This window comes from Streptomyces sp. NPDC050164, assembly GCF_044459945.1.
Lineage (GTDB): Bacteria > Actinomycetota > Actinomycetes > Streptomycetales > Streptomycetaceae > Streptomyces > Streptomyces coeruleorubidus_A.
Map to the genome: position 1 here is coordinate 221,382 of NZ_JBITJK010000005.1, position 21,857 is coordinate 243,238.

The 21,857-nt window shown below is 70.3% G+C and carries 18 protein-coding genes and 1 riboswitch; of the genes, 14 read left to right on the forward strand and 4 right to left on the reverse strand.

The features are described 5' to 3' along the window. Window positions 1–53 precede the first annotated feature (53 nt). From shc to ACIBNA_RS10915, 8 genes are all read left to right on the forward strand, one after another. Complete coding sequence (shc, locus tag ACIBNA_RS10880; protein ID WP_399164884.1) at window positions 54–2,129, forward strand: squalene--hopene cyclase; 2,076 nt, start codon at window positions 54–56, stop codon at window positions 2,127–2,129. After that, entirely contained in the window at window positions 2,126–2,767 is a 642-nt protein-coding gene (locus ACIBNA_RS10885; RefSeq protein ID WP_399164885.1) for a 1-hydroxy-2-methyl-2-butenyl 4-diphosphate reductase, read from the forward strand. Before shc ends, ACIBNA_RS10885 begins: the two co-directional genes overlap by 4 nt. 5 nt (window positions 2,768–2,772) lie before the next feature. After that, the gene (hpnH, locus tag ACIBNA_RS10890; RefSeq protein ID WP_059423944.1) at window positions 2,773–3,795 is read left to right on the forward strand and encodes an adenosyl-hopene transferase HpnH; all 1,023 of its coding nucleotides are present in this window, start codon (window positions 2,773–2,775) and stop codon (window positions 3,793–3,795) included. A gap of 4 nt (window positions 3,796–3,799) precedes the next feature. After that, a complete protein-coding gene (gene ispG / locus ACIBNA_RS10895; RefSeq protein WP_399164886.1) occupies window positions 3,800–4,957 on the forward strand; it encodes a flavodoxin-dependent (E)-4-hydroxy-3-methylbut-2-enyl-diphosphate synthase in 1,158 nt (385 codons plus the stop codon). Window positions 4,958–4,985: 28 nt separating this feature from the next. Next, a complete protein-coding gene (dxs, locus tag ACIBNA_RS10900; RefSeq protein WP_399164887.1) occupies window positions 4,986–6,881 on the forward strand; it encodes a 1-deoxy-D-xylulose-5-phosphate synthase in 1,896 nt (631 codons plus the stop codon). Continuing rightward, entirely contained in the window at window positions 6,878–8,293 is a 1,416-nt protein-coding gene (locus ACIBNA_RS10905; protein WP_399164888.1) for an aspartate aminotransferase family protein, read from the forward strand. Before dxs ends, ACIBNA_RS10905 begins: the two co-directional genes overlap by 4 nt. A gap of 61 nt (window positions 8,294–8,354) precedes the next feature. Next, window positions 8,355–8,999 carry a helix-turn-helix domain-containing protein gene (locus ACIBNA_RS10910; protein ID WP_399164889.1) on the forward strand — a complete coding sequence of 215 codons (645 nt, stop codon included), beginning with the start codon at window positions 8,355–8,357 and terminating at the stop codon, window positions 8,997–8,999. Beyond that, window positions 8,996–9,115, forward strand: a complete 120-nt coding sequence (locus tag ACIBNA_RS10915) for a DUF6126 family protein (RefSeq protein ID WP_351407790.1) — start codon at window positions 8,996–8,998, stop codon at window positions 9,113–9,115. The genes ACIBNA_RS10910 and ACIBNA_RS10915 overlap by 4 nt, the downstream gene beginning before the upstream one ends. A gap of 9 nt (window positions 9,116–9,124) precedes the next feature. Here the strand turns inward: ACIBNA_RS10915 and ACIBNA_RS10920 are convergent, their stop codons facing one another. Beyond that, a complete protein-coding gene (locus tag ACIBNA_RS10920) occupies window positions 9,125–9,922 on the reverse strand; it encodes a tyrosine-protein phosphatase (protein ID WP_399164890.1) in 798 nt (265 codons plus the stop codon). A 179-nt stretch (window positions 9,923–10,101) separates the two neighbouring features. Here ACIBNA_RS10920 and ACIBNA_RS10925 point away from each other — a divergent pair, with 179 nt between their 5' ends. From ACIBNA_RS10925 to ACIBNA_RS10940, 4 genes are all read left to right on the forward strand, one after another. Continuing rightward, complete coding sequence (locus ACIBNA_RS10925; RefSeq protein WP_399164891.1) at window positions 10,102–12,177, forward strand: alpha-galactosidase; 2,076 nt, start codon at window positions 10,102–10,104, stop codon at window positions 12,175–12,177. A 311-nt stretch (window positions 12,178–12,488) separates the two neighbouring features. Then, window positions 12,489–12,650, forward strand: a riboswitch (cyclic di-AMP (ydaO/yuaA leader). A gap of 4 nt (window positions 12,651–12,654) precedes the next feature. Then, window positions 12,655–13,614, forward strand: coding sequence for a peptidoglycan DD-metalloendopeptidase family protein (locus tag ACIBNA_RS10930; RefSeq protein ID WP_399164892.1), 960 nt, complete (start codon window positions 12,655–12,657; stop codon window positions 13,612–13,614). A gap of 203 nt (window positions 13,615–13,817) precedes the next feature. Further along, the gene (locus tag ACIBNA_RS10935) at window positions 13,818–14,534 is read left to right on the forward strand and encodes a DUF6250 domain-containing protein (RefSeq protein WP_399164893.1); all 717 of its coding nucleotides are present in this window, start codon (window positions 13,818–13,820) and stop codon (window positions 14,532–14,534) included. Window positions 14,535–14,679: 145 nt separating this feature from the next. Beyond that, entirely contained in the window at window positions 14,680–15,465 is a 786-nt protein-coding gene (locus ACIBNA_RS10940; RefSeq protein ID WP_399165033.1) for an SGNH/GDSL hydrolase family protein, read from the forward strand. A gap of 476 nt (window positions 15,466–15,941) precedes the next feature. Here ACIBNA_RS10940 and ACIBNA_RS10945 read toward each other — a convergent pair whose 3' ends face one another. Beyond that, window positions 15,942–17,069, reverse strand: a complete 1,128-nt coding sequence (locus ACIBNA_RS10945) for a serine hydrolase domain-containing protein (RefSeq protein ID WP_399164894.1) — start codon at window positions 17,067–17,069, stop codon at window positions 15,942–15,944. 319 nt (window positions 17,070–17,388) lie between these two features. Between ACIBNA_RS10945 and ACIBNA_RS10950 the strand changes: the two genes are divergently transcribed. Beyond that, window positions 17,389–18,132, forward strand: coding sequence for a helix-turn-helix domain-containing protein (locus ACIBNA_RS10950; protein WP_399164895.1), 744 nt, complete (start codon window positions 17,389–17,391; stop codon window positions 18,130–18,132). 37 nt (window positions 18,133–18,169) lie between these two features. Here ACIBNA_RS10950 and ACIBNA_RS10955 read toward each other — a convergent pair whose 3' ends face one another. Both ACIBNA_RS10955 and ACIBNA_RS10960 read right to left on the reverse strand, forming a co-directional pair. Next, on the reverse strand, window positions 18,170–18,784 hold the full coding sequence (locus ACIBNA_RS10955; RefSeq protein WP_399164896.1) for a TetR/AcrR family transcriptional regulator: 615 nt from the start codon (window positions 18,782–18,784) through the stop codon (window positions 18,170–18,172). A gap of 86 nt (window positions 18,785–18,870) precedes the next feature. After that, window positions 18,871–20,049 (reverse strand): Glu/Leu/Phe/Val dehydrogenase dimerization domain-containing protein, encoded by a 1,179-nt coding sequence (locus ACIBNA_RS10960; protein ID WP_399164897.1) that lies wholly within the window; start codon window positions 20,047–20,049, stop codon window positions 18,871–18,873. 125 nt (window positions 20,050–20,174) lie between these two features. Between ACIBNA_RS10960 and ACIBNA_RS10965 the strand changes: the two genes are divergently transcribed. Further along, window positions 20,175–21,440, forward strand: a complete 1,266-nt coding sequence (locus tag ACIBNA_RS10965) for an MBL fold metallo-hydrolase (RefSeq protein WP_399164898.1) — start codon at window positions 20,175–20,177, stop codon at window positions 21,438–21,440. Window positions 21,441–21,857 lie beyond the last annotated feature (417 nt).

Sequence of the window (21,857 nt, forward strand, 5' to 3'; positions counted from 1 at the left end):
ACGGCGGACCCACAGCAGCTGCACACCTTGCACCACTGCACGAAGGGGAAGCCATGACAGCGACGACCGACGGAAGCACCGGGGCCCTGCCACCCCGCGCCGCCGCGGCCAGCGAAACCGACACCGACACCCCCGCGGCGGCCGGGGTACCAGAAGCCGCCGCCCGCGCCGTACAGCGCGCCACGGACTTCCTGCTCTCGCGCCAGGACGCCCAGGGCTGGTGGAAGGGCGACCTCGAGACCAACGTCACGATGGACGCCGAGGACCTGCTGCTCCGTCAGTTCCTGGGCGTCCGCGACGAGAAGACCACACAGGCCGCCGCCCTCTTCATCCGCGGCGAGCAGCGCGAGGACGGCACGTGGGGCACCTTCTACGGCGGCCCCGGCGAACTCTCCGCCACCATCGAGGCCTACGTCGCGCTCCGCCTGGCCGGCGACGAGCCCGGCGCACCGCACATGGCGAAGGCCTCCGCCTGGATCCGCGAGCAGGGCGGCATCGCCGCCGCCCGGGTCTTCACCCGGATCTGGCTGGCCCTGTTCGGCTGGTGGAAGTGGGAGGACCTGCCCGAACTGCCTCCGGAGCTCATCTACTTCCCGAAGTGGATGCCGCTCAACATCTACGACTTCGGCTGCTGGGCCCGGCAGACCATCGTCCCGCTGACGATCGTCTCCGCGAAGCGGCCGGTACGCCCCGCGCCCTTCCCGCTGGACGAGCTGCACAGCGATCCGTCCCAACCGAACCCCTCCAAGCCCCTTGCCCCAGCGTTCAGTTGGGACGGCGCCTTCCAGCGGATGGACAAGGGCCTGCACGCCCTGCGGAAGGTCGCGCCGCGCAGGCTGCGCAGAGCCGCGATGAACAGCGCCGCCCGCTGGATCATCGAGCGGCAGGAGAACGACGGCTGCTGGGGCGGCATCCAGCCCCCGGCCGTGTACTCGATCATCGCCCTGCACCTGCTCGGCTACGACCTCCAGCACCCCGTGATGCGCGAGGGACTCGCCTCGCTGGACCGGTTCGCCGTGTGGCGCGAGGACGGGGCCCGGATGATCGAGGCCTGCCAGTCGCCCGTGTGGGACACCTGCCTGGCCGCGATCGCGCTGGTCGACGCCGGACTGCCCGCCGACCACCCGCAGTTGGTGAAGGCCGCGGACTGGATGCTGGGCGAGGAGATCGTCCGGCCCGGTGACTGGTCGGTGCAGCGGCCCGGACTGCCGCCCGGGGGCTGGGCGTTCGAGTTCCACAACGACAACTACCCCGACATCGACGACACCGCCGAGGTGATCCTCGCGCTGCGCCGGATCACCCACCACGACCCGGTGCGGGTGGACAAGGCCGTCGGGCGCGGCGTGCGCTGGACCCTCGGCATGCAGTCGAAGAACGGCGCGTGGGCGGCCTTCGACGTCGACAACACCAGCCCGTTCCCGAACCGGCTGCCGTTCTGCGACTTCGGCGAGGTCATCGACCCGCCCTCCGCCGACGTCACCGCCCACGTCGTCGAGATGCTCGCGGTGGAGGGCCTCGCCCACGACCCGCGCACCCGGCGCGGCATCGAGTGGCTGCTGGCCGAACAGGAGCCCGACGGCTCGTGGTTCGGGCGCTGGGGCGTCAACTACGTCTACGGCACCGGGTCCGTCGTACCCGCTCTGGTGGCCGCGGGCATCCCCGCCGCGCACCCGGCGATCCACCGGGCCGTGACCTGGCTGGAGTCGGTCCAGAACGACGACGGCGGCTGGGGCGAGGACCTGCGCTCCTACAAGTACGTCAGGGAGTGGAGCGGCAGGGGCGCCTCGACCGCCTCCCAGACGGCGTGGGCCCTGATGGCCCTGCTCGCGGCGGGGGAGCGGAACTCCAAGGCCGTCGAGCGCGGCATCGAGTGGCTCGCCGCCACCCAGCGGGAGGACGGTTCCTGGGACGAGCCGTACTTCACGGGGACGGGCTTCCCGTGGGACTTCTCGATCAACTACCACCTCTACCGGCAGGTGTTCCCGCTCACCGCGCTCGGCCGGTACCTGCACGGAGAACCCTTCGCCGACCGGCACCAGGGGAGCGGGGCGCCCGGGAAGCCGCTCGCCGAGGCCGGGAAGAGCGCAGAGACCGGGATGCCGCTCGCCGAGGCCAAGGGAGCTGAATGAGCACACAGCCCGCTCCGGCCCCGCTGCTGATCGCCTGCGCGCTCGGCATCGAGCAGCTCGCCCTGCGCGCGGGGGACCGTGGCGGCGCCGGCGGGCCGGTCACCGTGCTGCGCACCGGCATGGGGCCGGCGGCGGCCGAGCGGTCCGTCACCCGAATGCTCGCCGACCCGGCCCTGCGCGACGCCGCCGTCCTGGCCACCGGCTTCTGCGCGGGGCTCGCGCCCGGCATGCACCCCGGTGACCTGGTCGTCGCCGAGGAGACCCGCGACCCGCGCGGTACGACCGCCTGCGTCGGGACGGACCTGCTGGTCAAGGAGCTGGGCCGCGCGGTGCCCGGGCGGACGGTGCACACCGGGCCGCTCACCGGCTCCGACCACGTCGTGCGCGGTCACGAACGGTCCGATCTGCGCGCGACCGGCGCGATCGCGGTCGACATGGAGTCGGCTGCCACGCTTCTGAGCGCCGTGCGCGCGGGAGTGCGCCCGGTTGCGGCCGTCCGGGTGGTCGTGGACGCTCCAGAACATGAACTCGTCCGGATCGGCACGGTGCGCGGTGGAATATCGGCTTTCCGTGTCCTTCGTTCCGTCCTTCCCGCTTTCTTCGAATGGCACCGTTCCTTGCTGCTCCCCAGGAGGTGAGCCATATGGCCATGCCGCTCCGACAGTCCATCAAGGTCGCTACATACTTGGCTGAACAGAAGCTCCGCCGACGGGACAAGTTCCCGCTCATCGTCGAGCTGGAGCCGCTGTACGCCTGTAACCTCAAGTGCGAGGGGTGCGGCAAGATCCAGCACCCGGCCGGGGTGCTCAAGCAGCGGATGCCGGTCGCGCAGGCCGTGGGGGCGGTGCTGGAGTCCGGCGCCCCCATGGTGTCCATCGCCGGTGGCGAGCCGCTGATGCACCCGCAGATCGACGAGATCGTGCGTCAGCTGGTGGCCAAGCGGAAGTACGTTTTCCTGTGCACCAACGCCCTGCTCCTGCGTAAGAAGATGGACAAGTTCAAGCCCTCCCCGTACTTCGCCTTCGCGGTGCACATCGACGGGCTGCGCGAGCGGCACGACGAGTCGGTGGCGAAGGAGGGCGTGTTCGACGAGGCCGTGGAGGCGATCAAGGAGGCCAAGCGGCGCGGCTTCCGGGTGACCACCAACTCGACCTTCTTCAACACCGACACCCCGCAGACCATCATCGAGGTGCTGAACTTCCTCAACGACGACCTCAAGGTCGACGAGATGATGATCTCGCCCGCCTACGCCTACGAGAAGGCTCCCGACCAGGAGCACTTCCTCGGCGTGGAGCAGACCCGCGAGCTGTTCAAGAAGGCCTTCGCGGGCGGCAACCGGCGCCGTTGGCGGCTCAACCACTCCCCGCTCTTCCTGGACTTCCTGGAGGGCAAGGTCGACTTCCCGTGCACCGCCTGGGCGATCCCGAACTACTCGCTCTTCGGCTGGCAGCGCCCCTGCTACCTGATGAGCGACGGCTATGTGCCGACGTACCGGGAACTGGTCGAGGACACCGACTGGGACAAGTACGGCCGCGGCAAGGACCCGCGCTGCGCCAACTGCATGGCGCACTGCGGCTACGAGCCCACCGCCGTCCTCGCCACCATGGGATCGCTGAAGGAGTCCCTGCGCGCCATGCGCGAGACGGTCTCCGGAAACCGGGAGTGACACCATGACCGCCATCCCGCTGGGCGTTCCCGAGGTACCGGTCCGGCCGATCGCGGAGCGGCGCGCCTCGCGCCGGATCCAGGTCGGTCCCGTCGCGGTCGGGGGCGGGGCCCCGGTGTCGGTGCAGTCGATGACGACGACCCGCACGTCGGACATCGGCACCACCTTGCAGCAGATCGCCGAACTCACCGCGTCCGGCTGCCAGATCGTCCGGGTCGCCTGCCCCACGCAGGACGACGCGGACGCGCTCGCGACCATCGCGCGCAAGTCGCAGATCCCGGTGATCGCGGACATCCACTTCCAGCCGAAGTACGTGTTCGCGGCCATCGAGGCGGGCTGCGCCGCCGTACGCGTCAATCCCGGCAACATCAAGCAGTTCGACGACCGGGTCAAGGAGATCGCGCAGGCCGCCAAGGACCACGGCACCCCGATCCGGATCGGCGTCAACGCCGGGTCGCTGGACCGGCGGCTGCTGCAGAAGTACGGCAAGGCGACCCCCGAGGCGCTCGTGGAGAGCGCGCTGTGGGAGGCGTCCCTCTTCGAGGAGCACGACTTCCGGGACATCAAGATCTCCGTCAAGCACAACGACCCGGTCGTGATGATCGAGGCGTACCGGCAGCTCGCCGAGCAGTGCGACTACCCGCTGCACCTGGGGGTGACGGAGGCGGGGCCGGCGTTCCAGGGCACGATCAAGTCGGCGGTGGCCTTCGGCGCGCTGCTCTCGCGGGGCATCGGCGACACCATCCGGGTGTCGCTGTCGGCCCCGCCCGCCGAGGAGGTCAAGGTCGGCATCCAGATCCTCGAGTCGCTGGGGCTGCGGCAGCGCCGGCTGGAGATCGTGTCCTGCCCGTCCTGCGGACGCGCGCAGGTCGACGTCTACAAACTCGCCGACGAGGTCACGGCCGGCCTTACGGGCATGGAAGTGCCATTGCGGGTCGCCGTCATGGGGTGTGTGGTCAACGGACCCGGCGAGGCACGGGAGGCCGATCTGGGGGTGGCCTCCGGCAACGGCAAGGGGCAGATCTTCGTCAAGGGCGAGGTCGTCAAGACCGTCCCCGAGTCGAAGATCGTCGAGACGCTGATCGAAGAGGCGATGAAGCTCGCCGAGCAGATGGAGCAGGACGGCGTGGGGTCGGGGGAGCCGGCCGTCACCGTGAGCTGAACAGCACGGAACCGAAGGGGGCCCGATCGTGACGATTCTGGAGACCATCCGGGGACCACGCGACCTGAAGGCGCTGTCCGAGGCGGAACTCGGCGAACTGTCCGACGAGATCAGGGAGTTCCTGGTGCACGCGGTCGCCAGGACCGGGGGCCATCTGGGGCCCAACCTGGGGGTGGTGGAGCTCACCGTCGCCCTGCACCGGGTCTTCGAGTCGCCGGTCGACCGCGTCCTGTGGGACACCGGCCACCAGAGCTACGTCCACAAACTGCTGACCGGACGCCAGGACTTCTCCAAGCTGCGCGGCAAGGGCGGCCTGTCGGGCTACCCCTCGCGCGAGGAGTCCGAGCACGACGTCATCGAGAACAGCCACGCCTCCACGGCGCTCGGCTGGGCCGACGGGCTCGCCAAGGCCCGCCAGGTGCAGGGGGAGAAGGGCCATGTCGTCGCGGTGATCGGCGACGGCGCCCTGACCGGCGGCATGGCCTGGGAGGCGCTGAACAACATCGCGGCCGCCAAGAACCGCCCGCTGATCATCGTCGTCAACGACAACGAACGCTCCTACGCCCCGACCATCGGCGGCCTCGCGGGCCACCTCGCGACCCTGCGCACGACCGACGGCTACGAGCGGGTCCTGGCCTGGGGCAAGGACGTGCTCCAGGCCACGCCCCTGGTCGGCAACACCCTCTACGAGGCCCTGCACGGCGCGAAGAAGGGCTTCAAGGACGCGTTCGCCCCGCAGGGCCTGTTCGAGGACCTGGGCCTGAAGTACGTGGGCCCGATCGACGGGCACGACATCGGGGCCGTGGAGTCCGCGCTGCGGCGCGCGAAACGCTTCCACGGACCGGTCCTCGTCCACTGCCTCACGGAGAAGGGCCGCGGCTACGAACCCGCCCTCGCCCACGAGGAGGACCACTTCCACACCGTCGGCGTCATGAATCCGCTGACCTGCGAGCCGCTCTCGCCGGCGGGCGGCCCTTCCTGGACCTCCGTGTTCGGCGAGGAGATCGTCAGGATCGGTGAGGAGCGGGACGACGTGGTCGCGATAACCGCGGCCATGCTCCATCCGGTCGGCCTGGGCAGGTTCGCCGAACGGTTCCCGGACCGGGTGTGGGACGTCGGAATCGCCGAGCAGCACGCGGCCGTGTCCGCGGCGGGCCTGGCGACGGGCGGCCTGCACCCGGTCGTCGCCGTCTACGCCACCTTCCTCAACCGCGCCTTCGACCAACTCCTGATGGACGTGGCCCTGCACCGCTGCGGGGTGACGTTCGTGCTGGACCGGGCCGGTGTCACCGGCGTCGACGGGCCCTCCCACAACGGCATGTGGGACATGTCCGTCCTCCAGGTCGTCCCCGGTCTCAGGATCGCCGCGCCGCGTGACGCCGACCAGCTGCGCGCCCAGCTGCGCGAGGCGGTCGCCGTCGACGACGCCCCGACCCTGCTGCGCTTCCCGAAGGAGTCCGTCGGCCCGTCGATCCCGGCGGTCGACCGGGTGGGCGGACTGGACGTGCTGCACAGTTCTGCGGAGCCGCGGGTTCTCCTGGTGGCCGTGGGCGTGATGGCGCCCGTCTGCCTCCAGGCCGCCGAGCTGCTCGAAGCCCGCGGCATCGGATGCACCGTCGTCGACCCCCGCTGGGTCAAACCGGTCGACCCGGCGCTCCCGGGCCTCGCCCGCGAACACCGCCTGGTCGCCGTCGTCGAGGACAACAGCCGGGCGGCCGGGGTCGGTTCGGCCGTGGCGCTGGCCCTGGGCGATGCCGAAGTCGACGTCCCCGTACGGCGCTTCGGGATCCCTGAGCAGTTCCTCGCGCACGCCAAGCGCGGTGAGGTGCTCGCCGACATCGGCCTGACACCCGTCGAGGTCGCCGGACGGATCAGCGCGAGCTTGACCGTGAAGGAAGAGCTGTCCAAGGAGCCACAGGAATGACAACCGCCGAGTCCGCGTCGGAGTCGTCGCAGGCCGGGGCGTTCGACCTCGGCGCGCTGCTGGCCGAACGCGGAGCCGAGCGCTACGAGCTGCACACCCGGTACCTCAACCACCAGCTCCCGCGCATGCTGCACACCATCGGCTTCGACAAGGTCTACGAACGCGCCGAGGGCGCCTACTTCTACGACGCGGACGGCAACGACTACCTGGACATGCTCGCCGGGTTCGGGGTGATGGGGCTCGGCCGCCACCACCCCGTGGTGCGCAAGGCGCTGCACGACGTCCTGGACGCCCAGCTCGCCGACCTCACCCGGTTCGACTGCCAGCCGCTGCCCGGCCTGCTGGCCGAGCGGCTGCTCGCGCACAGCCCGCACCTGGACCGGGTGTTCTTCGGCAACAGCGGCACGGAAGCGGTCGAGGGCGCGCTGAAGTTCGCCCGGTTCGTCACCGGCAGGCCCAGGATCCTGTACTGCGCGCACGCCTTCCACGGCCTGACCACCGGCGCCCTCTCGGTGAACGGCGAGTCCGGTTTCCGCGACGGCTTCGCCCCGCTGCTGCCCGACACGGCCGTACCGCTCGGCAACCTCGACGGGCTGGAAAGGGAGTTGAGGAAGGGCGACGTCGCCGCCCTGATCGTCGAGCCGATCCAGGGCAAGGGCGTGCTGGAGGCCCCGCCCGGCTATCTGCGGGCCGCCCAGGAACTGCTGCGCCGGCACAAGGCGCTGCTCATCGCCGACGAGGTGCAGACGGGCCTCGGCCGCACCGGCGACTTCTACGGCTACCAGCACGAGGACGGCGTGGAGCCCGACCTGGTGTGCGTGGCCAAGGCGCTCTCCGGCGGCTATGTGCCGGTGGGTGCCACGCTCGGCAAGGACTGGATCTTCAAGAAGGTCTACTCGTCGATGGACAGGGTGCTGGTCCACTCGGCGAGCTTCGGGTCCAACGCGCAGGCCATGGCGGCGGGCCTGGCGGTGCTGTCGGTGATGGAGAACGAGCAGATCGTCGCGGGCGTCCGCGCCACCGGGGAACGGCTCCGAGCCCGGCTGGCGGCGCTGACGGACAAGTACGAGATGCTCGCCGACGTCCGCGGCCGGGGCCTGATGATCGGCATCGAGTTCGGCCGGCCGAAGTCGCTGAAGCTGCGCAGCCGCTGGGCCATGCTCCAGGCCGCGCGCAAGGGACTGTTCGCGCAGATGGTCGTCGTACCGCTGCTCCAGAAGCACCGGATCCTCACCCAGGTCTCCGGCGACCACATGGAGGTGATCAAGCTGATCCCGCCGCTGATCATCGGCGAGCGGGAGGTGGACCGGTTCGTCGACGCCTTCACGGCCGTGATGGACGACGCGCACGACGGCGGGCTGGTCTGGGACTTCGGGAAGACGCTGGTCAAGCAGGCGGTGGCCAACCGATAGGCCTCTTTGCCTCATAGGCAAGAAATTTGCCGCTGGGGCAAGCCTCCGGCTGAATGGAGGCATGAGCTCCTCCGAGACCGAGCGGTCCTCCGGGGCCGCCCCGTCGGCTGACCAGGCGGCCGGTGCGCTGCCCGCCGTCGCGCCGCAGCTGCGTGCACTGCGGCGCCGGGCCTCCCTGACCCTGGAGGCCGCGGCCCGCGCCGCCGGGCTGTCGCCCGCCCACCTCTCCCGCCTGGAGACCGGGCAGCGCCAGCCCTCTCTGCCGATGCTCCTCGCGCTGGCCCGCATCTACGGTACGACGGTCTCCGAGCTGCTCGGCGAGACGGTCGCCGGCCGGGACGCCGTCGTCCGCGCCGCCGACATGGAACCGACCGCCGCGGGTGGCTGGACGTACTGGCAGGCCGGCGCTCCCGGGCGCGGGATGCAAGCCCTGCGCGTCCACGTGCCGTACGGATCCCAGGGCGACATCGTGCGCGTCCACCCCGGCGAGGAGTGGCTCCACGTGCTCCGGGGGCGGCTGCGGCTGAGCCTCGGCGACACCACGCACCAGCTCGCACCCGGCGACAGCGCCCACTTCGACTCGCTGACCCCGCACCGGATCGCCGCCCAGGACCCGGACGGCGTCGAACTGCTCTTCGTGCACACCCTCTTGCAGAGCCCCACGGCCGCCCTGTGCCTTGGCTCCACCCCTGGAGACACGCGATGAAGGACATGGAGGAGAAGTTCCCCCGCGCCCTGTGGGTGCGGCTGTTCATCTACCTCGTGGTGGGGCACGTCTTCGCCGCTTTCGTGTACTTCCTGTTTGAGGCAGGGGCCCGCTAGCCGCTTGCCTCAGTCGAGCAGTCGCTCGCGCAGCCGCTCCCGGGTCTCCGGGGTGAGCCCGAGCCCCTTCTCCAGATAGGTGTCGACGCCGCCCCAGGTCTCCTCGATGGTGTCGAAGGCCGCCGCCAGGTACTCGGCGCGCGCGTCGAACAAGGGGCTGAGCAGTTCCATGACCTCGGGGGAGTAGGCCGAGGCGGCGGAGCTGCTGCGGTGCACCTTGTAGCGGCGGTGCTTGGCGTTGGACTTCAGGTAGTCGTCGACGATCGCCTCGCGCTCGACGCCCAGGGCGAGCAGCGTCACCGCGATGGACAGACCCGCGCGGTCCTTGCCCGCCGCGCAGTGCATCAGGGCGGGGACGCTGTCCTCGGCGAGCGCGTGCAGCACCCGGGAGTGCTCGGCCGTGCGGCTCCGGATGATCGTGCGGTACGAGGCGATCATCCGGTCCGCGCCCTTGCCGTCCGAGAGGATCGCGCGCAGCTGGTCCAGGTCGCCGTCGCGGACCATCCGCCAGAACTCGGCGCCGTCGGCCGGGTCGCTCAGCGGCAGGTTCACATTGCGCACGCCCGGCAGCTCGACGTCCGGCCCTTCGAGCTTCTGGTCCGCCGCGTTACGGAAGTCGAAGATCGTGTGCAGGCCCAGGGTGGCCAGGAAGGCGGCGTCCTCCCCGGTCGCATGCGCGAGGTGGCCGCTGCGGAACAGCACTCCCTGCCGCACCCGCCGACCGTCCACGGTCGGTAGTCCGCCCACATCACGGAAGTTGCGCACTCCGGCCAGCTCGGGTTCGGTCGACGGGATCTGCTGCGTCACGGGGGCTCCTCCCAGTCGGCGCCGCCGACGCGGCTCGTCGACGGGCACCACCCGACGATACGACATGCCTGCCTGGGGCAATGAGTTGTCCACAGGCGTTGCAGGGAGACCCCCGAGCCCTTGATGATGTTGCGGCCTGGTCGCACCTGGTCGGGCTTGTTCGAATCTGTGAGGGCCTGATGCTGGAGATCTCCGAAGACGGTCGTACGTGGGTGCTGTCGGGACCGGCCAGCAGCTACGCCGTCCATGTCACCGACCGGGACGAGCTGTTGCACCTGTACTGGGGTCCCCGGATCGGCCTCGCCGACGCCGAAGCCCTCGCCGTGAGGCCGCTGCCGGACTACTGGCCCTTCGAGTCCCCGCTCGACGGGCGCGAGGAGTATCCGGTCGAGGGCGGCCCCCGTTTCGTCCGGCCCGCCCTGTCCGTGCGCACCCCGCAGCGGCGCGGCACCGAGTGGGCCTACGAGGGGCATGACACCGAGGACGGCCAGCTGCGGCTGCGCTTTTGCGACGGTGACCTGACCATCACGCTGCACTACCGGATGCGCTCCTCGATGGACGTCGTCGAGCGGTGGGTGACCCTCGACAACCACGGACCCGCCGTCGAGGTGCTGCGCGCCGACTCCGCGACCTGGACTCTGCCCGACCGCGACACCTGGCGGCTGTCCCAGCTGCACGGCCGCTGGGGCGCCGAGTCCCGGCTGGAGCGCTCCGCCCTCACCCACGGCGAGAAGGTCATCGGCAGCCGTCGTGGCCACACCGGTCACCAGCACCTGCCGTGGGTCGCGCTCGACACCGACGCGACCGAGGAGCGCGGCGAGGTCTACGGATGCGCCCTGGGCTGGTCCGGCTCCTGGCGGATCGCCGTGGCCCAACTCCCGGACGCGCGCGTGCAGATCACCGGCGGGGCCGGGTACGACGACTCGGGCCTGCTGATGCTGGGCACGGGGGAGTCGTACACGACCCCCGTCTTCGCCGGGCTCTGGAGCGACGGCGGTTTCGGCGGGGCGAGCCGCGCCTGGCACGCCTACCAGCGGGCGTACGTGATCCCGGACGCGGGCCAGGACCGGCCGGTGCTGTTCAACTCCTGGGAGGCCACCGAGTTCGACATCTCCGAGGAGCAGCAGCGGGCGCTCGCCGAGCGGGCCGCCGCCATGGGCGTCGAGCTCTTCGTGGTCGATGACGGCTGGTTCGGGGCGCGCACCAGCGACCGGGCCGGGCTCGGCGACTGGAGCCCCAACCCCGACCGCTTCCCGGGTGGCCTCAAGCCGCTCGCCGACCATGTGCACGGCCTCGGCATGCGGTTCGGGATCTGGGTCGAGCCGGAGATGGTCAACCCGGACAGCGACCTGTACCGCGCGCACCCGGACTGGGTGCAGTACCAACCGGGACGAAAGCGGACGGAGTTCCGCAATCAGCTCGTACTGAACCTCGCCCGCGAGGACGTCCAGGAGTACCTCTGGCAGCAGCTCGACGCACTCCTCTCCAGCGCCCCGATCGACTACGTCAAGTGGGACTTCAACCGCTGCTTCACCGACGCCGGCTGGCCGGACGACCCCTACCCGCAGCGGCTGTGGGTCGACCACGTCCACGCCCTGTACGCCCTGCTGGACCGGCTGCGGGCCGCCCATCCCCAGGTGGCCTTCGAGTCCTGCTCGGGCGGCGGCGGCCGGATCGACCTCGGTGTGCTCGGCCGCACGGACCAGGTGTGGACCTCGGACAACACCGACCCGCTCGACCGGCTCGCCATCCAGCACGGCTTCAGTCAGATCCATCCGGCCCGGGTCATGGCCGCCTGGGTCACCGACAGCCCGAACGCCATGCTCAATCAGCGGGCCAGCTCCCTGCGGTTCCGGTTCGTCAGTGCCATGGCCGGTGTGCTCGGGGTCGGTGGTGACCTCACCAAGTGGACGGAGGAGGAGCTCGCCGAGGCGCGGGGCTGGGTGGGGCTCTACAAGGGGATCCGGCCCGTGGTGCAGCGCGGCGACCTCTACCGGCTGCGGCCCCCGGAGGGCGGCCTGAGCGCCGTGCAGTACGTCCTCGGCGACGAGACCGTCGTCCTCGCCTGGCTCCAGGCGCAGCGCTACGGCGAGCCCGTTCCGGCGCTCCGGCTGCGGGGTCTCGACCCCACGGCATCGTACAAATGCCTCGAAACGGGTGAAGTTCACCGGGGTGCCGTGCTGCTCCATCACGGGCTACGCGTCGGTCTGCGTGGGGATCTGGACGCCACTGTCGTCCAGCTTAAGCGTAAGTAGCCGTTCTGTCCGAATAGGGAGTTCTTTGGTTATTTCGGCATAACGTGCCCCGATTGTAAAGGAGATGGGGGCGGAGTGCGTGAGCATCGTCATATTCGTGACGATGTGTTGTTGCCATGTGCACGTAATTCTGGCGTTATTCAGGGCCATTGAGGAAAGCGGGAGATCCGTAATCCACGCTCCGTTACGGAAAATGTGCCGATGCGTCAAGAAAAACGCCGTCACAGGCAACCGCAAGCTTGTCCCTTTGCGTCCTGGTCGCTTACGTTCCACACCAATCCGGACGGACGCCTAATCCTGCCGCCGCCCGGAGCCCGCACACACTGACCCGACGTACGGCAGGAGCGGGGGACCCACAGGTAAGACGCCTGTTCCGGTTCCCGGAACGGCTTGGGGTTAAGCCGCGTCTCGGCGCGGCCGGGCATCTCCAGCCCGAACCCGACAGCTCACCTCGTAGGCGCCGGAGAGGAATTCGCCATGCCCGCGAAGGGTAAGCATCGCCGCCCGAAGACTCAGCGTTTTACCCGTTCCATCGCCGTCGCCGGAACCGGCGGGGCCGCTCTCGCCCTTCCGCTCATGGGGGCCGCCGGCGCCCACGCCGCCACCCCGCAGTCAGCTCCGGAAAAGACCGTCCAGTCCGCTCCGGCCGCCGAGAAGAAGGCCGCCGAAAAGGCCACGGGTGCCCGCACGTACACCGTGCGGCCCGGTGACTATCTCGCGAAGATCGCCGATGAGCAGAACGTCGACGGGGGCTGGAAGAAGCTCTACACGGACAACCGTGACGCCGTCGGCGACGACCCGTCGCTGATCCACCCGGGCCTGAAGCTGTCGATCGGCAAGAAGGCGGCGGCGAGCGAGTCCAAGTCCTCGTCCCCGTCCTCGCCGAAGTCCTCGGCCTCCAAGTCCACGAAGCCCTCGAAGTCCTCTGCTTCCAAGTCCTCGGCTTCGAAGTCCTCGGCTGCGAAGTCGTCCGCCTCCGAGTCGTCCCCGAAGCCGGCTGCCGCCAAGCCGGCCGCCGCTGCCTCCAGCGGCTACAGCGCCCCGGTGGACGGTGCCATCGTCGGCACGCCGTACCGGATGTCCGGCAGCATGTGGTCCAGCGGCTACCACACCGGTGTCGACTTCGTCGTCCCGACGGGCACCTCGCTCAAGGCCGTCGGCGCGGGCACGGTCGTCTCCGCCGGCTGGGGCGGCGCGTACGGCAACCAGGTCGTCATCAAGCTGAACGACGGCAACTACGCGCAGTACGCCCACCTGTCCTCGCTCTCCGTCTCGGCCGGCCAGACCGTGAGCGCCGGACAGCAGATCGGCCTGTCCGGTGCCACCGGCAACGTGACCGGACCGCACCTGCACTTCGAGATCCGCACCACGCCGGACTACGGCTCGGACGTGGACCCGGTCGCCTACCTGCGCTCGCACGGCGTCTCCGTCGGCTGACCGACCGCACGACCACCTGCCTGACACGCAACCGTCGGCCGGACCCCGATCCCCGGGTCCGGCCTTCGGTGTGTGTGGAGGCTTGTGGCGATCGGCCGGCCCAAGGGATCGACAGCGGGCGGCAGTTGGGACACAGTGATCCCGTCCGGAGCGCAAGCGCTTTCTAGAGCCGTCCAGGCGGATCCACCGAGGAGATGTGTCCCGTGCCCACCACTCGCAGAGCGTTCGCAGCCCTGGCCGCCGGAGCCGCCGCGGCGGCCCTCGTCCCGACGGGCGCCGCGCACGCCGCGCCCCGGCACCGCCGCCTCATCGCCCACGACGACTTCCGCCACGGCCTCGCCCAGTGGGCGACCGAACTCCAGGACGGCGGGACCGTCACCGCCTCTCGCGGTGTTCTGGAGATCGACGTGCCGAGCGGGGCGACCGTGTGGTTCAGGCGGCGGCTCGAAGGTCCGTACGTCCTGGAGTACACCGCCACGCCGGTCTCCGAGGGTGGGGTCAACGACCGCGTCTCGGACCTCAACAACTTCTGGAACGCGACCGACGTCCGCTCCCCGGACGATCTCTTCGCCGTGCCGCGTGGTGGGGCGCTGGAGGAGTACGACCACCTGACGACGTACTACGCCGGTTACGGCGCCAACTACAACACCACGACCCGGCTGCGGCGGTATGTCGGGGAGCCCGGTGTCCGACCCTTGATCTACGACTACACCGAGCCGCTGCTGGTGCCGGGTGAGCCCAACCGGGTCCGGATCGTCTCCGACGGCTCGACGGTCAGGTGGTGGAACAACGGGCGCCTCGTCTTCGACTACACGGACCCGCAGCCGTACACCAGCGGGCACTTCGCCTTCCGGACCGTGTGGAGTCACTTCCGGATCACGGGCTTCCGGGTGTGGCGACTGACCCTCCAGCACCGCTGACGGGTGGCCTATTCCGGAGCTGGCGAACACTTTGAGAGTGGCCTATCTCACCGCCCGTCAACCCTTGCCTACGGTCGCGTAGGTCACATTAGAGGGTGAATCATGAGCGGCTGTGGCAGACGATTCGAAGAGTGACAGCAGAGCAGTGATCGGGTCGTACGTTGCGGTGGGGGACAGCTTCACCGAGGGCGTCGGTGATCCCGGCCCCGACGGGGCGTTCGTCGGCTGGGCCGACCGGTTCGCCGTCCTGCTCGCCGACCGCCGGCCCGAAGGCGACTTCCAGTACACCAACCTCGCCGTGCGCGGGAAACTCCTCGACCAGATCGTGGCGGACCAGGTTCCGCAGGCCGTCGAAATGGCCCCGGACCTCGTCTCGTTCTGCGCCGGGGGCAACGACATCCTCCGCCCCGGTACCGACCCGGACGAGGTGGCCGAGCGCTTCGAGCGCGCCCTCGTGCAGCTCACCGCCGTGGCCGGCACGGTGATGGTGACGACCGGGTTCGACACCCGTGGGATGCCCGTGCTCAAGCACCTGCGCGGCAAGATCGCGACGTACAACGGGCACGTCCGGGCCATCGCAGACCGGTACGGCTGCCCGGTGCTCGACTTGTGGTCCCTGCGCAGTGTCCAGGACCGCAGGGCCTGGGACGCCGACCGGCTGCACCTGTCGCCCGAGGGGCACACGCGGGTGGCGCTCCGCGCGGGGCAGGTGCTCGGGCTGGAGGTTCCGGCCGACCCGGAGCAGCCGTGGCCGCCGCTGCCTGCGCGGGGGCCGCTCGAGGTGCGGCGGGACGATGTGCAGTGGGCGCGGGAGTTTCTGGTGCCGTGGATCGGGCGGCGGCTGCGTGGGGAGTCGTCGGGGGACCATGTGACGGCGAAGGGGGCCCTGTCGCCGGAGGACATCAGGATGCGGATCGCTTCGGTGGCGTGAGGGCCGGGTGCCTGCGGCGGCCTGTGCGGGTTCGGGGGTGCGCGTAGCGCCTTCTCGCCGGTGGTGGGTCGGGGCCGCGCCGAGGGTGTCCGTCCTCGGAACGGCGCGATGGGGTCGGACGCCGACTGACTGTCCGTTGACGCACCGACCGCTGCGGGCGGACACCTCCCGACACGTCCCCTTCTCACCGTAGGCGGTGCGGGCGGTCTCGGCTCAGCTGCCGCGGGCCGCCGCGCTGCGGGCCGCCGAGTCCGCCTGGCTGCGGGCAGTCGTGCCGCTTGGGGCGGTACCCGTCCCGGCGGCGGCGAGGCCGGCTACACGGACGGACAGCGGATGCCGTCGGTGTAAAGGACGTCGCTTCGGGCGGCGCTCGCCGACTGGAAGTACCCCAAGTCCACCGCTGATGCGCTCACGCCGAACCCGGAGAGCTCGGCGTGACCCGGTTCGTGTCCTACGTCCGTGGTGCTCGGCGCCGTTTACTGAGCCGGCTTGGCCAGGTCGGCCACCTCGGCATGCCCGCCGCAGAACACCTCCTTGACGAGCCTTTGCTGCGCCTTCTGGAACGCCTCGGCCGTGGCGGCGAAGTCGAGCTCGGCGTCCCCGGTGGTCAGGGAGGCGGTCAGGGTCTTACTGCCGTCGGGTGTGCTGTACATCAGCGCCCCCCAACCGAAAAAGCCGCCGTTGTGGTTGAAGATGGTGCCGCCGCCGTCCGTCTCCTCCACGAACAACCCCAGGCCGTAGCCGGCCTTGGGATGCGGCGTGCGCATCTCGGCAAGCAGCGAGTCCGGCAGGAGCTTGCCGCTCATCAGGGCGGAGAAGAACGTGTGGAGATCCTCGGTGGTCGAGATCATGTCACCGGCGGCGGAGATCCAGGAGACGTTGAAGCGGGTGACATCGACCACCTTCCACTGGCCGGCGTGCTCGTACCGGTAGTAGCCGTGAGCGTGCGGCTCGGGGATCTCCGGCGAGGCGCCCGGCACCACGGTGCCCGACATTCCCAGCGGCTGCAGGATCAGCCGCTGCAGCTCCTCGGCCAACGAGCGGCCGGTGACCTCCTCGATCAGCAACTTGGCCAGCACGTAGTTGGTGTTGGAGTAGCTCCAGTCCGTACCCGGCTCAAACCGCGTCGGCTTGGACAACGCCAGCCGTACCAGCTCCTCCGGCTGGTAGGTGTGGAACTGGTTGTCCACGTACTCCTGGCTCTGCCAGGGGATCCCCGGTGCGACCGTCCCGTCGTCGTAGTACTCGCCGGTGTAGTTGAACAGCCCGCTGGTGTGCTGTAGCAGCATCCGCACGGTGATCCGCCGGTCCAGCCCGAACCGGGGCAGGTAGTCATCCGCCGGGCTGTCCAGCCCGATCTTGCCCTCGGCCACCAGTTGCAGCACCACGGTCGCGGTGAAGGTCTTGGTGGTGCTGCCGATCCGGAACCGCCCGTTGGTCGGCGGCTTGGCGCTCTCGCCCAGCTTGCGCACCCCGGCGCTGCCGACCCACTCGCCTCGCTCGTCGTTGACGCGCAGCTGCACGCCGCTGAAACCGGAATCGACGATCTCCTGAATGGCCTTCTGCAACTCCGGGCGGTCCTGCCGGGCAATGGTGAGGGACATGGCTGTGCGCTCCTTGTGGGGTGGGGGCGGTGGTCGCGTGCAGGTTCAGGCCGGCGGCGCCGTCGAGGACGGTGAGGCGGGCGCCTCCCTCCTGCATCGTGCTCCCCTTCGGCTCGTTGTTTCGAACGATGGAAAAGCTACGTTGCATTCAAAGGTGTGGCAACAAGTTCGTTGCGTAGAAGTGCTATAAATGCAGGTCAGATCGGAATAATCGTTGCAATGGGTTTGACTTCAATGCAACGATTATCGTTCAGATCGTTGCAACGACTGAAGTGTGAACGCTATGGTGGGCCCACCAAGGAGCACGAAGGAGATCGCGATGCCGGGAGGCAGGCTCACCCAGCAGGAACGCCAGCAGATCACGCAGGGGCTGGCCGACGGCCTCGCCTACGCGGAGATCGCCAGACGTCTGGATCGTCCGACCTCGACGATCACGCGTGAGGTGATGCGGAACGGCGGCCCGACCGCCTACCGCGCCGACCTGGCCCAGCGTTCCACCGAGCGCCGCACCCGTCGGCGCAGGCAGGCCGCGCCCCGGGCAGCGGAGGCGCCCGCGCCGGCCCACGGGCGCGATGTCGAGGCCGTGCGCGAGTACGAGGAGGCGTTCACCACCCTCCTCATGCAGCAGGGCCTGCCCAAGATGATGTCCCGGGTGCTGACCTGCCTCTACACCACCGACGCGGGCAGCCTCACCGCGTCCGAACTCGTCCGGCACCTCCAGGTCAGCCCGGCGTCCGTCTCCAAAGCGGTCGCCTTCCTCGAAAGTCAGGGCCTCATCCGCAGGGAGCGCGACGAAGGCCGCCGCGAGCGCTACGCCGTCGACGACGACGTCTTCTACCAGGGAATGATGGCCAGCGCCCGATCCAGTGCCCAGCTCGCCGAGACCGCACGGCAGGGCGTCGGCGTCCTCGGGCCCGACACCCCGGCCGCCACCCGCCTCGAGAACATCGCCCGCTTCGTCGACTTCGTCGCCGAGAGCCTCATCCGCGCCGCGGAGCAGGCCCGCGAGGTCCTCCACGCCAAACCCGAAACGACCTCAGGTGGCACGGTCGATCGCGGATAGACAGCGGATGGACAGCCGTCTTGGGTTGCCGGCCCGGTCAGGGCCGGGTCAAGGCCGCCGGATCCAGGCCAAGTTCGCGAGCCAGTGCTTCCTCGGCCCACTCCTGTGCCCGTGCCCGCGGCACCGCGCCCGCGTAGGACGTCAGCTGGACGGCGAGGCCGTCGAGGAGGGCGGTGAGGCGCAGGGCCGTGCCGTGCGGGTCGGGGCAGTGGAACTCGCCGGCCGCCATGCCCTCCGTGATGACCTCGGCGAGGGCCGCCTTCCACTGCCTGTCGAGGTCCTGGGTGACCTCCCGCAGCGCGGGCTCGCGCAGCGCCGCCGCCCAGCCCTCGATCCACAGCCGCCAGCCCTTGGCCTGGCCTGTCGGGGCGTACCACCGTACGGCCGACCGCAGTCGGCGCAGTGCCGACGTACGGCGGCCGAGGAGCCTGCGCAGATGGGCCAGGTCGGCCTCGGCCGCGTGCCGGAACGCGGCGGCGACCAGCTTCTCCTTCGTCGAGAAGTGGTAGAGCACCAAGGCGTTGCTCACACCGAGCGCCGAGGCCACGTCGGCGATCCTGACCGCCACCACACCCCGGGCCTCGATCTGCTCGACGGCGGCCCGCAGCAGTTCCTCGCGCCGTTCCGCCACGCTCAACCGGACTCTCGTCACGCCGTCACCCTACACACGCGCCTGCACCCTCTTGACGTGTGTATTCGGCCCGTCCGGCAAGGGGCTCGCGGCTGCCTCGCCGTCCGTCAGCGGTACCAGCCGAACCGTTCCGCCATGACCGGCAGCCGGTCCGCCACGAGCGCGTGGGCGGCGGCCCGCGGTGTCGTGCCGTCGGCCAGTGCACGGGCCAGCATCCGCTCGACCAGAGACCGCATCGAGCGGCGTGTGTGCGCGAACGCCTCCTCGGCGTCGGCGCCGATGTCCCCGAACAGCGTCCACCACCACCAGGCATTCGTCCCGGAGTTGACCACGACGTCCGGCAGCACGGTCACGCCGCGCGCGGCCAGCAGCAGCTCCGCCTCCGGCCGTACGGGCATGTTGGCCGCCTCGACGACCCAGCGGGCGGTGATTCGCTCCTGGTTCCCGGCGTCGATCGCGTACGAGACGGCTGCGGGCACCAGGACGTCCGTGTCGGCCGACAGCCAGGCGTCGCCCGGCAGTTCGCGGTCGCCGGAGCGCAGCGCGGAGCGGTCCACGGTGCCGTGGGCGTCCCGCGCGGCGAGCAGCGCCTCGATGTCGAGCCCCGTGGGGTTGGCCATCGTGCCCTTGATGTCGGCGACGGCCACGACCGTGAGTCCCGCGCGTGTGAGGAAGCGCGCGGTGGCCCCGCCCATGGTGCCCAGCCCCTGGATGGCGACCCTCGTGCCCGCGTGGGGTACCCCGGCACGGTCCAGCGCCGTGAGGGCCGCCTCGGCGACACCGCAGCCGCCGACCAGCTCGTCCAGCCCGATGCCGTCCACCTCGACCGCGAACGCGTCCCCGAGCCGCCGCCGGGCCTCTGCCTCGTCGTCCAGGAGCGGGTACACGGCCTGGATGGAGGAGAGCAGTCCCGCCTCGGCCGCGGCACGGTCCACCAGGTCCTGGGTGAGCCCGAGGTCCTCGCCGGTCGTCCAGCAGCTCTCTATGTACGGCCGCATGGCGCGCAGATACCGCACCAGCAGCGGGTAGGCCTCCGGATCGCGCGGATCGCAGTCGATGCCGCCCTTGGCGCCGCCGAGCGGGACGTAGCGGCTGTCGGGGTCGTAGTGGAGTGCCTCCTTCATGGTCATGCCGCGGGCCAGGCCGGTGACTTCGTCCAGCGTGCAGCCCGGGCGCATCCGCAGACCGCCGCTGGCGACACCGCGCACCAGCCGGTCGACGACCAGGAAGCCCTGCCGGCCGGTGAGGTGGTCGGTCCAGGTGAGGGACAGCAGGGGACTGGCCATGCGGGCTCCTTCGCCGTGATTACTGAATCTCCGTTCAGTATCACCGTCGTGGGACCTCTGTGCGCCGGTGTTGTCGGAGGGGCCGACCATAATGGAATGCCTGACCGACTCCACCTGGAGGTACCGTGGCCGGTTTCCGTTCCCTGAGCTCCGGGCTCCGCGCGCTCCAGCCCGGGGCGTTCGGCGCGGACCCGAGCGGTGAGCGCATGGCGCGCATCCGCAGATCTCCCCATTTCAAGGACGGGGTCTTCCAGAACCCCGGAGGTCCCGCGCGGACCCGGCCCTCGGGCTCCACCCTGGACTTCGCCAAGGTCTTCTTCGACAAGGAGACCCGGCCCCGTCGCGCCCCGAAGGGCACGGTGCCGGTGCACGCCACCACCCTCGCCGACATCGCCCGGCCCCCGGCCACGGGGCTGCGGCTGACCTGGACGGGGCACTCCAGCGTGCTCGCGGAGATCGACGGCCGGCGCGTGCTGTTCGACCCGGTGTGGGGCGAGCGCTGCTCCCCGTTCCCGTTCGCCGGCCCGAAGCGGCTGCACCCGGTGCCCCTGCCGCTGGCCGCGCTCGGCCCGGTCGACGTCGTGGTCATCTCGCACGACCACTACGACCACCTGGACCTGCCCACCATCAAGGCCCTGGCCGGCACGGACACGCTGTTCGCCGTGCCGCTCGGCGTCGGGGCGCATCTGGAGCACTGGGGCGTGTCCGCCGGCCGGCTGCGCGAACTGGACTGGCATCAGACCACGAAGATCGGCGGCCTCACCCTGACCGCCACTCCGGCCCGGCACTTCTGCGGCCGAGGACTGCGCAACACCCAGCACACCCTGTGGGCCTCCTGGGTCGTCGCCGGCGAGGAGCACCGGATCTACCACAGCGGCGACACCGGCTACTTCGACGGTTTCAAGGAGATCGGCGCCGAGCACGGGCCGTTCGACGCCACGATGATCCAGATCGGCGCGTACTCCGACTTCTGGCCCGACATCCACATGACCCCCGACGAGGGCATGCGCGCCCACCTCGACCTTCAGGGTGGACCGGAGCACGGCCCGATGCTGCCGATCCACTGGGCCACGTTCAACCTGGCGACCCATCCGTGGGCCGAGCCCGGCGAGGGCACGCTCGCCGCCGCTCGTGCCGTGGGCGCCCGTATCGCCCTGCCCCGCCCCGGTGAACCCTTCGAGCCCACGGCCGGGACCGTCCCGTCCGAGCCGTGGTGGCGTGGGGTGGCGCTCGCCCCGACGGGTGGCTTTCCGGCCGGTGAAGCCCTCGCCGACGCCACGATCAGGACCGCGTCGAACGCGGCAGCCGTGGCCCAGGCCGATACGTTGAGTGACGACGAGGGCAAGGTGGGCAAGGGCTCGGAGGACCCTGAAACGCTTCCGGCGAGCTGAGCCAGGGCGGACGGCGGGCAGATCGCGGGCAGACGACGAGGGCCGGGGAGCGCAAGGTTCCCCGGCCTTCACCGTACCCGTGCGACCGCTTCTGACCAGGTCGTATCGAATTGCTTTCGTTCGCGGCCGGAAGTGTGACGGGGTTATCGGTCTGTCGTGCGAGACCTCATACCAGAGCGGGACGCTCACCGTATGAGTTTGTCAACTGCCCACCGCACATGATGCGCTGACGACTACTGTCAGTGTCCGTCGGGAAACAGGCGGATCAAGGAGTGGGGACCGGCACGTGCAGGCGCAGGGCGGACGAGGGGGTCGACGCGAGGGGGATACCCGCTGTCCGCGCACGACCGACGCCGGTACGGGTGCCGCCGTGGTGGCCCCCTCCGGCCCCGGGCAGCACGCAAACTCCGGACGCGG